This window comes from Massilia agri (genome assembly GCF_024753255.1).
Lineage (GTDB): Bacteria > Pseudomonadota > Gammaproteobacteria > Burkholderiales > Burkholderiaceae_D > Telluria > Telluria agri.
The window spans coordinates 58,873-69,391 of the sequence record NZ_JANUHA010000024.1 but is presented as its reverse complement, the minus strand read 5'-3'; the positions used below and the strand labels follow the sequence as shown (position 1 = coordinate 69,391).

Annotated in this window: 10 protein-coding genes; 8 read left to right on the top strand and 2 right to left on the bottom strand. The window is 68.9% G+C overall.

Annotation, left to right across the window (positions count from 1 at the left end; translation table 11 throughout):
* From NX780_RS23020 to NX780_RS22990, 7 genes are all read left to right on the top strand, one after another.
* Positions 1-1,170, top strand: a 1,170-nt coding sequence (locus NX780_RS23020) for a hypothetical protein (RefSeq protein WP_258830223.1), incomplete at its 5' end; no start/stop codon positions are given.
* Between the two features lie 490 nt (positions 1,171-1,660).
* The gene (locus NX780_RS23015) at positions 1,661-3,712 is read left to right on the top strand and encodes a hypothetical protein (RefSeq protein WP_258830227.1); all 2,052 of its coding nucleotides are present in this window, start codon (positions 1,661-1,663) and stop codon (positions 3,710-3,712) included.
* Between the two features lie 61 nt (positions 3,713-3,773).
* Complete coding sequence (locus NX780_RS23010) at positions 3,774-4,163, top strand: hypothetical protein (protein WP_258830222.1); 390 nt, start codon at positions 3,774-3,776, stop codon at positions 4,161-4,163.
* Between the two features lie 13 nt (positions 4,164-4,176).
* Positions 4,177-4,857: a C39 family peptidase gene (locus tag NX780_RS23005; protein WP_370663643.1), complete on the top strand. Its 681-nt coding sequence runs from the start codon at positions 4,177-4,179 to the stop codon at positions 4,855-4,857.
* 11 nt (positions 4,858-4,868) lie between these two features.
* A complete protein-coding gene (locus tag NX780_RS23000) occupies positions 4,869-5,378 on the top strand; it encodes a hypothetical protein (RefSeq protein WP_258830221.1) in 510 nt (169 codons plus the stop codon).
* Between the two features lie 36 nt (positions 5,379-5,414).
* Positions 5,415-6,896 (top strand): hypothetical protein, encoded by a 1,482-nt coding sequence (locus tag NX780_RS22995; protein ID WP_258830220.1) that lies wholly within the window; start codon positions 5,415-5,417, stop codon positions 6,894-6,896.
* Between the two features lie 202 nt (positions 6,897-7,098).
* Complete coding sequence (locus NX780_RS22990) at positions 7,099-7,308, top strand: cold-shock protein (RefSeq protein WP_258830219.1); 210 nt, start codon at positions 7,099-7,101, stop codon at positions 7,306-7,308.
* A 360-nt stretch (positions 7,309-7,668) separates the two neighbouring features.
* Here NX780_RS22990 and NX780_RS22985 read toward each other — a convergent pair whose 3' ends face one another.
* A complete protein-coding gene (locus NX780_RS22985; protein WP_258830218.1) occupies positions 7,669-8,295 on the bottom strand; it encodes a LysE family translocator in 627 nt (208 codons plus the stop codon).
* Between the two features lie 81 nt (positions 8,296-8,376).
* Between NX780_RS22985 and NX780_RS22980 the strand changes: the two genes are divergently transcribed.
* Entirely contained in the window at positions 8,377-9,318 is a 942-nt protein-coding gene (locus tag NX780_RS22980) for a helix-turn-helix transcriptional regulator (protein WP_258830217.1), read from the top strand.
* Here the strand turns inward: NX780_RS22980 and NX780_RS22975 are convergent.
* Positions 9,251-10,519, bottom strand: coding sequence for an RNA polymerase sigma factor (locus NX780_RS22975; RefSeq protein WP_258830216.1), 1,269 nt, complete (start codon positions 10,517-10,519; stop codon positions 9,251-9,253). The two genes, NX780_RS22980 and NX780_RS22975, sit on opposite strands and share 68 nt — an antisense overlap.

Sequence of the window (10,519 nt, the reverse complement as noted above, 5' to 3'; positions counted from 1 at the left end):
ACCGGCGGCAACGGCGGCGAAAGCGGCGGCGTCGGCGCCGGCAGCGGCGGCGCGGGCGGCGGTTCGACCGGCAACGGCGGCGCAGGCGGCGCAGGCGGCGAAGGCGGCGCAGGCGGCAACAGCGGCGGCGTCCAGGGCTCCACCCAGACTTCGACCAGCGGCGCGAACTCGGGCGCGGCCGGTAGCGGCGGCAACACCGCCAACGCCGGCTCGGGCGCATCGGGCGGCGAAGGCGGCACCGGCGGCGCCGGCGGCATGGCCGATGCCAACAGCGGCGCAGCCAGCTCGGGCACCGCCGGCACCGGCGACACCTCGAACACCGCAGGCTCGTCCTCGTCCGGCGCGGCCGGCTCGGGTGAAGCAGGCGGCGCCGGCGGTGCAGGCGCTGCCGGCACCTCGAATGGCGGCGCGGGCGCCGAAGGCGGCGCGGCCAATGGCGGCACCGGCGGCGCAGGCGCAGCCCTGTCCGGCACCGGCGGCGCAGGCGGCGCAGGCAGCGGCGGTGCAGGCGCCGAAGGCAGCGGCGGCGCAGGCGCGGCAGGCGGCGCGGGCGCCGAAGGCAGCGCGACCGGCGGCGCGGGCGGCGAAGGTTCCTCGAACGGCGGCGCAGGCGCAGGCGGCACCGCGACTGGCGGCGCAGGCGCGGCCGGCGGCGCAGGCGGGGCAGGTGCAGCGGGCGGCGCAGGCGGCACCGGTGCGGCCGGCGGCGCAGGCGGGGCAGGTGCAGCCGGCGGCGAAGGCGGCGCAGGCGCTGCGGGCGGCGCCGGCGGCTCGGGCGCAGCAAGCGGCGAAGCGTCGAACAGCAGCGGTGCAGGCGCAGCCGGCGGCGAAGCCAGCGGCGGCACCTCGACCAGCGGTTCGGCCACCTCGGGCGAGGCTACCGGCGGCAATGGCGGCGCAGGCGGCGCGGGCGGCAGCAACAGCTCGGGCGCCGGCGGCATGGGCGGCACCAACACCGGCGGCGCGGCCACTGGCGGTGCGGGTGGTTCGGGTACCGGCGGCAATGGCGGCAGCCAGGAAGTCACCACGGGCGCCTTCAACATGTCGAACAGCATGTCGACGGTTTCCCAGGCTGCGGCTGGCGTCTCGGTGATCAGCCAGAACGGCGGCTTCACCTCGCTGGTTCAACAGAGCGTCAATGTTCAGTCGAACATGAACGTCGGTCAGTAAATCTCTCCCCAAAGAACCGCCGCGCGGCCAAGCTGCGCGGCGGTTTTCTTTTGCCTTCCAGCGTCTGTCCGATCGCCGGCAAGATGCCGTGCATGCGCCCAGTGCCCCCCTCAGGTCCCTCCTCCTTCTGTGCTGCCACAGTCCCCAGAAATCTTGTACAACGGCCATTTTCACGCTTCATGTTTTCCTACATTTAGCAACTGAGCATTTCCCGCATCGCTGTTCCAAGCCGCTCTGTAGGTGTTACAGCTTGATACAGTCTCATGACCATCTCGTTACAAGTGTCACAAGGCTGAGACACCATTTCCCGAACATGTTGAACCATCCCATCAATCTAGTCCTACAAGCTTTCCACATGTAAAAATCCAGATACGAATCAAGGACTTGCAAAGTTTTTTGGTGCTGGCACGCTAACTGCTTACCGTGAAAGTGGACCGGTTATTTCGACGCCGGGCATTTCAAATCACCGAACCACAAAGGGGAGTAACAGATGAAGCGCACTATTCTGGCGACCGCGATCGCCCTGGCATTCGGCATGGCACAGGCACAAGACGGCAACACCACGGCCGGCGACATCGGCGCCAACAACACCCAGACGCAAACTACCGACCAGAGCAACAACTCGGACAACCGCAACTCCTCCGGCCAGAACCGCAGTGTCGGTGACTCGATGGCCAGCGCTACCGGCGCGGCTGCAGCCAACAACAACAGCACTTCGACCTCGAGCGTCGCAAGTTCCTTCAACAACTCGAGCGCCACCGCGACCAGCACCCTGACCGGTACCGTGACCGGCAACACCATCAACAATATCGGCAACACCGCAGCCCTCAACGGCAGCGCCAATGGCGCAGCAGGCACCGGCGCGGCAGGCGGCGCCGCAAACGGCGGCAACGCCAGCGGTGGCGCCGGTGGCGATAGTGGCGTGGCGCGTGGCGCCAATGGCGCTGCAGGCGGCGCAGGTGCGACCGCCCAGAGCGGCGCAGCCACCAGCGGCCGTGCAGACGGCGGCGCGGCCACCGGCGGCGCCGGCGGCATGGGCGGCAACACCGGCAACGCCACCACCGGCGACGGCGGCATGGGCGGCGCAGGCGGCGCAGGCGGCGCGGGCGCCATGGGCGGCAATGGCGGCAGCGGCGCGGCCGGCGCCGCGGGCGGCGCTGGCGGCGGCGGCAACACCGGCGGCGCGGGCGCAGCCGGCGGCATGGGCGGCAACGGCGGCGCAGCCACTTCGACCGGCGGGAACGGCGGCACCTCGACCTCGATCGGCGGCACCGGCGGCACCTCGAGCGCCATCGGCGGCAATGGCGCCAGCGGCGCCGAAGGCGGCATGGGCACCGCAGGCAATGGTGGCGCTGCCACCGGCGGCATCGGCGGCAACAGCGGCGCCCTGGATGGCGGCAACGGCGGCAACACCGGCACCGTGACCGGCGGCATGGGCGGCAATGGCGGCACCTCGGATGCCACCGGCGGCAACGGCGCCAACGGCGGCGCAGGCGGCATGGGCGGCGCGAGCGGCTCGGCAACCGGCTCCGGCCAGGGCGCAACCGGCACCGCCACCAGCGGCGGCGCAGGCAGCGGCGGCAACATGGCCACCGGCGGCACCGGCGCGACGGATGCAGGCGGTGGCGGCGCCACCTCGGGCAGCGGCGAAGCCACCTCGGGCGGCGTTACCGGTGGCGCAGTCTCGAACAACGCAGGTGACGCTACCTCGGGCGCCGGCGGCGCAGGCGCGGCAGGCGGCGCAGGCGGCTCGGGCGCCGAAGGCAGCTCGACCGGCGGCGCGGGCGCGGCAGGCGGCGCAGGCACCGGCGGCACCGCGGGTAACGGCGCATCCCTGACCGGCACCGGCGGCTCTGGCGGCGCAGGCACCGGCGGCGCCGGCGCGGCCGGCACCGGCGGCGCCGGCGGCGCGGGCGGCGCGGGCGCGGCAGGCACCTCGACCGGCGGCGCGGGCGCAGCCGGCACCTCGACCGGCGGCGCGGGCGCCGAAGGTTCCTCGACCGCGGGCGCAGGTGCTGCTGGCGGCGAAGGCGGCATCGGCGGTGCAGGCGGCGCGGGCGGCGCAGGCGCCGAAGGCGGCGCGGGCGGCGCGGGCGCGGCCGGCGGCGCGGGCGGTTCGGGCGCAGCCGGCGCTGCCGGCGGTTCGGGCGCGGCAAGCGGCTCGGCCTCGAACACCAGCGGCTCGGGCGCGGCAGGCGGCGCGGCCACCGGCGGCGAATCGACCAGCGGCTCGGCCACCTCGGGCGCAGCCACCGGCGGCAACGGCGGCGACGGCGGCGCAGGCGGCTCCAACACTTCGGGTGCGGGCGGCGCAGGCGGCAGCAACATGGGTGGCGCAGCCACCGGCGGCAATGGCGGCGCAGGCACCGGCGGCAACGGCGGCACCCAGTCCGTGACCACCGGCGCCTTCGACATGTCGAACACCATGTCGAACATCGCGCAGTCGGCAGCCGGCGTCTCGGTGATCAGCCAGAACAACGGCTTCTCGTCGCTGATCCAGCAGAGCGTCAACGTTCAGTCGAACATGAACGTCGGCCAGTAAGTCCGTAGCAGCCGCCGCGCGGGAATCCGCGCGGCGGTTTTCCGAACCAAGGGGAGATTGTATGAAACCTGTGAACCGATTCATGCTGGCGGCGCTGGTCGCGCTTCCGGTAGCGGTCCAGGCCGCCGAGCCGGCGAAACTGCCGGTCAAGATCAGCTTCCTGTCAGAAGTGAAGGTCGATCCGGAGGCAGGCAGCGCCGCCAGGGGCTGGGGCGAAGCCGTGACGAGCGAACGCCTGGGCCGCACGAGCGGCAAGGACGACGCCATCCACAACGAGGCGACCCTGGGCGGCACGGTCGGCAACAACACCGCCATCAATACCGTCAGCGGCAACAACATCATCGACAGCGGCTCCTTCGCCAACGCGCAAGGCCTGCCGATGGTCATCCAGAACAGCGGTTCGAACGTCCTGATCCAGAACGCCACCGTCATCAACCTGCAACTGCAATAGGTCCGGCAACGTTATGAAACATGTTCTCGCCATCTGCGCCGCCGTGTGCGGCATGCTGCTGGCGCCACGGTGTCCGGCATCGTCGATCGATCTGGTCGTGGGACAGCGCGCGACGGTACCGGTCACCTCTTTAAAAGAAATCAAGTTCCGCAAGACCACCCGGCAGCAGTTCGACTTCAGCTGCGGTTCGGCCGCGCTGGCCACCCTGCTGACCTACCACTACAACACGCCGGTCGGCGAGAAGGAAGTCTTCGAGAAGATGTTCCTCACCGGCGACCAGGCCAAGATCCGCCAGCAGGGCTTCTCCATGCTGGACATGAAGCGTTACCTCGCCACCCGGGGTTTCGTCGGCGACGGCTTCCAGCAGCCGCTCGACAAGCTGCTCGAGGCCAAGCTGCCGGCCATCGTCCTGATCAGCGACCGCGGCTACAACCATTTCGTGGTGATCAAGGGCGCCGAAGACGGCCGCATCCTGCTCGGCGACCCATCGAGCGGCACCCGCTCGGTGACGCGCGAGCGCTTCATGGAGCTGTGGGCCAACAAGCTGCTCTTCGTGATCCACAAATTCCCCGGCACGGTCGCCTTCAACGCACCCGACGAATGGCGCGCCGCGCCGCGTGCGCCACTGGGCAACGGCATCAACCAGGAACAGTACAGCCAGAGCCTGCCGAAGTTCGGGCCTGGCGACTTTTGAAAGGATTCACCATGCGATGGCTCACACATGCATGCCGGGTCTTGCTGACCACGCTGCTGGCCGGAGCCTGCGGGGCCGCCACCGCGTCCGACGCCGGCGGTCCGGAAAGCTGGACCGCGGTGGATGCCGACACCCTCGACGAAGCGCGCGGCGGCTTCGAGACGCCGGGCGGCCTCAACCTGTCGCTCGGCATCGAGCGGGTGGTGTCGATCAATGGCGAAGTAATGTCGCGCACCAGCGTCGCCTTGCCCGACCTCGCGACCGCGACCGCCGAACAACTGGCCCAGGCCCGCGACGCGCTCGGCAGCGCCCGCCTGATCCAGAACGGCGCCGGCAACTTCATCGCTACCGACCTGGGCCTCGGTAACGGCGGCACCCTGGTCCAGAACACCCTGGACGACCAGACCATCAAGACCTACACGACAATCAGCTCGACCGTGAACAGCATGGCGCTCATCAAGGACATTAATTTTCAATCAACCATTCGTGATGCAATCGTGCGCTCGGCAGGAAGCCTATAATATTGCAATATTATTAATTTGCCGATGGAGAAACGGATGCATACGACCCTTGCGCGCGCCGGGCTGGCGGCCATGCTCCTTGCGCCAATCGCCCATGCACAGCAGACTTCCCCGAGCGAACCGGATCGCAGCCAGGAATTGGCCACGCTGAAGGCGGAGCTCGCGGCCCAGCGCGAGCTGGTGGACAAGCTGATGCGCGAACTGCAGGCGCAGCGCGCCAAGCTCGAACGCATCGAGGAAGGACGCGGCAGTGCGGCGCCGATGCTGGCCGACGCGATCGCCCTGCCGCCGCGTATCGATGATGGCATGCTGGACGAGCAGCGCGGTACTGGCGGACAGAACAATAACGCGCAGAACAGCACCGGCCAGAACAACAATCAGCAGAACACCAGCCAGCAAAACAAGGCGCAAGCCAAGGTAGCGCAGAACCAGCAGCAGCAGCGGCCGCCGGCCAATCCGCCTCCATCGACCCCGGGGCCGGTGGGCGGCTCCGCCCCGGCCCAGCAGGCGGCACGCCCCCAGGCGCAGAGCGTCGCGACGCGCAACCAGAAGGACCAGCGCCCGCCCGAGGTCGCCCCGCTGTTCGAGGCGCCGGGCGTGCTGACGCCGCGCGGCAAGTACATCCTCGAACCCGCACTGCAGTTCGGCTACTCGTCGAGCAACCGCGTGGCCCTGGTCGGCTATACGGTGATCCCGGCGCTGCTGATCGGCCTGGTGGACGTGCGCGAGGTCAAGCGCAATACCTTCACCGGTTCGATCACCGGTCGCACGGGGCTGAGCAACAGGATGGAGGTCGAGGTCAGGGTGCCTTATGTGTACCGTTCGGACGCCACCGTGAGCCGCGAGATCTTCACCGGCACCGCCGCCGAACGCGTGTTCAATACCAGCGGCAAGGACCTGGGTGACGTCGAGATCGGCGCCCGCTACCAGCTCAACAACGGCGGCGCTGACAAGCCCTATTACATCGCCGGCCTGCGCTACAAGTCGACGACGGGCAAGGACCCGTTCGAGGTGGTTACGGACTGCCAGACCCGCTGCATCGGCGAGAACGTCACCGGCACCGGCCTGCCGCTGTCCCTGCCGACCGGTTCGGGCTTCCAGACGCTGCAGGGCAGCCTGACCTGGCTCTTCCCCTCGGATCCGGCGGTTTTCTTCGGCAACCTCAGCTACCTGCACAACTTCAAGCGCGACAATGTGCAGCGTCTGGTGCGCAACAATATCCGCGAGCCGCTGGGCGAACTGGCGCCGGGCGCCATCATCGGTTTCAACTTCGGCATGGGCCTGGCCCTGAACGAAAAGGCCTCGCTGAGCCTGGGCTACGACCACAGCACGGTGGGCCGCATGAAGCAGAACGGCCGCACGGTGCCGGGCTCGGTGCGCACCCAGCTGGGCACCTTGTTGCTGGGCTATTCCTACCGCCTGAACGAGAAGCGATCGCTCAGCGTGGCAGTGGGCGCCGGCGTGACCCGCGACACCCCGGACGTCTCGCTGACGGTACGCATGCCCTTCAGTTTCTGATCGATTGCAGGATGCCCTGGCCGCCTTCGGAGACGGGCGGTGTGGGTAAAAGTTGACGGTGCGCACGATTGAAAAAATCTTGTCACCGTTCTAATAAATTGTCTCTATAATCAGTTCTGCTATGTTGAGCGCACCATCGGTCCTGAACCCCTGGGTACGCGAACAGGGCGATAACACAGATAAACTTAATGAGGGAATTACCATGGCGACTGGCACTGTAAAATGGTTCAACGATGCTAAAGGTTTCGGCTTCATCACCCCGGACGGCGGTGGCGAAGACGTCTTTGCTCACTTCTCGGCCATCAATGCCCAAGGTTTCAAGTCGCTGGCCGAAAACCAGCGCGTGACCTTCGACATCACTGCCGGCCCGAAGGGCAAGCAGGCATCGAACATCCAGGCGCAAGCGCAGTAAGCACGCCGCCCTTCGCGGGCAGGTCGATCGGGGCACGTCCACGGACGTGCCCTTGTCTTTTCCGGCTCCACTTTCTCTCCCTCTCGAATTGGGGTCAGAGTCAAATTATTTGCCAATTGATCCGACGATCTGCCGCGCGAGCATCGAAACCTACTCTTCGACCATTGCCGCAAGACTCTTGGCGAATAATTCGACTCTGACCCTCATTAGGTTTGTCCAGCTTGCCAACCACCAAAATGAGGGTCAGAGTCGAATTGTTGGGTACGGTCTTCAACTCAATTAGTAGCCGCGAAGATCAATTGGGCAGTGACCGTTGACGGCGGGATGTTGGCGAATAATTCGACTCTGACCCCATTTTGCTCAGGCCCAGCCTTGCAGCACGGTGAGCAGGGCGGCGCCGACCAGGACTGCGCCGACGGCGCGCGCTGCCGCCAGTCCGGCACGGGGATTCCCGCCCAGCCAGCGCTGTGCCCGCAACGCGCCGGCCGCCACCGTGCCGTAGACCATGGCCTGCGTCAGCGCCGTGATCAGGCCGAGCAGCGCGGCCTGGGTCCACAAGTGGCCCCGTTCCGGATGCAGGAATTGCGGGAAGATCGCCAGCATGAAGACATAGGCCTTCGGATTGAGCAGGCAGGTGAGCATCCCCTGCAGGAAGACCGGTCCGCCCCGTCCCGCACGCGCTTCCGGCAGCGCCACGCCTTCGCGCGAGCGCAGCAGGGTCCAGCCGATCCAGGCGATGTAGAGGGCGCCGGCCAGCAGCACGGCGTTGAACAGGGGTGGCCATACCGCCAGGATGGCCGCCACGCCCAGCACGCCCATCAGGACGTGGGCCACGCCGCCCAGCATGATGCCGCCGACCGCCGCCATCCCGGCGCCGTTCCCGCCGCGCAGCGAGCTGGCCAGCACGAAGGCCATGTCGAGGCCGGGCAGCGCGATCACGCCGAAGACGACCACGAAGAACAGCCCCAGTTGTGCGAAGTCCGCCATCGTTTTTCTCCTTATCGATCACAAAACCGCACGATAAGAGCGAATCAGGACATAATCGGTCCTGATTTTCTGGAGCCCGAGATGAAACCGACGACCCGCGTGCTGGCGGTGCTGGAACTGTTGCAGGCCCACGGCCAGGTCAGCGGCGCCGAGATCGCGGCGCGCCTAGAAGTGGACGTGCGCACCGTGCGGCGCTACATCGCCATGCTCGAAGAGATGGGCATCCCGGTGACCGCCGAACGGGGGCGCGCCGGTGGCTATGCGCTGGTGGCCGGCTTCAAGCTGCCGCCGATGATGTTCAGCGAGGACGAGGCGCTGGCCCTGTCGGTCGGCCTGCTGGGCGCGCGCCGCCTGGGGCTGGAGCACACCGCGCCGGCCATCGCCGGCGTCCAGGCGAAGCTGGAACGCACCATGCCCGCCCAGCTGCGCGAGCGCGTGCGCGCGGTGGCCGAGACCGTCCAGCTGGATGTGCGGCGCGCGGCCACCGGCGCCGGCAGCGCCGCCCTCGGCATCCTGTCGGTCGCGGCGCGCGGCCAGGAGCGGGTTCACCTCGGCTACGTCGATGCGGCAGGCAGCATGACGCGGCGCGACGTCGATCCCTACGGCCTCGCCTACCACGGCGGCTGCTGGTATGTGGTCGCTCACTGCCACCTGCGCGCCGGCCTGCGCTCCTTCCGGCTGGACCGCATCGATGCGCTCACGCCCCTCGGCCGGCGCTTCGAGCGGCCGCGCGGCTTCGACGCGCTGGCCTGGCTGGTGCGCTCGGTGGCCACGCTGCCGCGCGCGGTCGCGATCGAAGTGCTGCTCCAGACGACCCTGGAAGCCGCGCAGGCGCAGTTCTTCGACACCATCGGCGTGTTCGAGCAGGTGGAGGATGGGGTGGTGATGCACAACCAGTCGGACGATATCGACTGGTTCGCGCGCCAGCTGGCCGCCCTGCCCTTCGGGTTCGAGATCAGGAAGCCGGCCGCATTGCGCGATGCGGTGCGGGCCTGTGCGCACAATCTCCTTGCGCAGCTCTAGCGCGCGCCAGCAGCCAGGCGCGTTCGACCTCGTTGCCGGTCCGGCCGGCGGCGTGGACGTAAGAAGCGCTTGCCGCATGCGTGTCGCCCAGGCGCAGGTGGAATGCGGCGCGCGCGGCGTGCAGGTAATGCGAGCCTTCCATGTCGCTTAAGTGTTCCAGCGCGCGCAGTCCTTCCCGTGGGCCGCTGGCCATGCCGTGGGCGACCGCGGCGTTCATGCGCACGACCGGCGTGGGCAGGTGGCGCAGCAGGGCGCCGTAGAGGGCCGCGATCTGCGGCCAGTCGGTGTCCATGGCGCGTGCCGCCTTGCTGTGCAGGGCCGCGATGGCGGCCTGGATCTGGTAGGCACCCGGACGGCGCAGCGCCAGCGCTTCGTCGAGGATGGCCAAGCCTTCGCGGATCGCATCCTGGTCCCACAAGGAGCGGTCCTGCTGTTCCAGCGTCAGCAGCTCGCCCACGTTTGAAACGCGCGCTGCGCCGCGCGCATGGGTGAGCAGCATCAGGGCCAGCAGGCCCCGCACTTCGGCGTCGACCGGCATCAGCTCGCGCATCAGGCGGCCCAGGCGGATCGCCTCCTTGCACAGGTCGAGCCGTACGAGCCGCGCGCCCTCGGTCGCCGCATAGCCTTCGTTGAAGACCAGGTAGATCACCTGCAGCACGATGGCCATCCGCCCGGGCAGCTCGCTTTCAACGGGAATCACGAAGGGAATGCGGGCGTCAGCGATCTTGCGCTTGGCGCGCACCAGGCGCTGGGCGGTCGTGGCCTCGCTCTCGCAGAAGGCGCGGGCGATCTCGCGCGTGGACAGGCCGCACAGGGTGCGCAGGGCCAGCGCGCTCTGCGCGCGCGGATGCAGGGCCGGGTGGCAGCATACGAAGATCAGGCGCAGCCGGTCGTCGTCCAGCTGCCCCTCTTGCCGCTCCTGCGGCGGCTCGGCCTCGAGACGGGCGAGCACCGCGCTCGAATCGTCCAGGGTGCGCGCCGCGCGGCGCAGGATGTCCAGGCCGCGGTTGCGCGCCACCGTCGTCAGCCAGCCGGCCGGATTGTCCGGCAAGCCGTCGCGCGGCCAGCGCTCGAGCGCGCGGGCGTAGGCGTCCTGCAGCAGGTCTTCGGCCAGGCCGATGTCGCCAAAGCGGCGGATCAGCCCAGCCAGCACCTTGCCGCCCTCGCGCCGGCAGACTTCGCCGATGACGCGCGCCTCCAC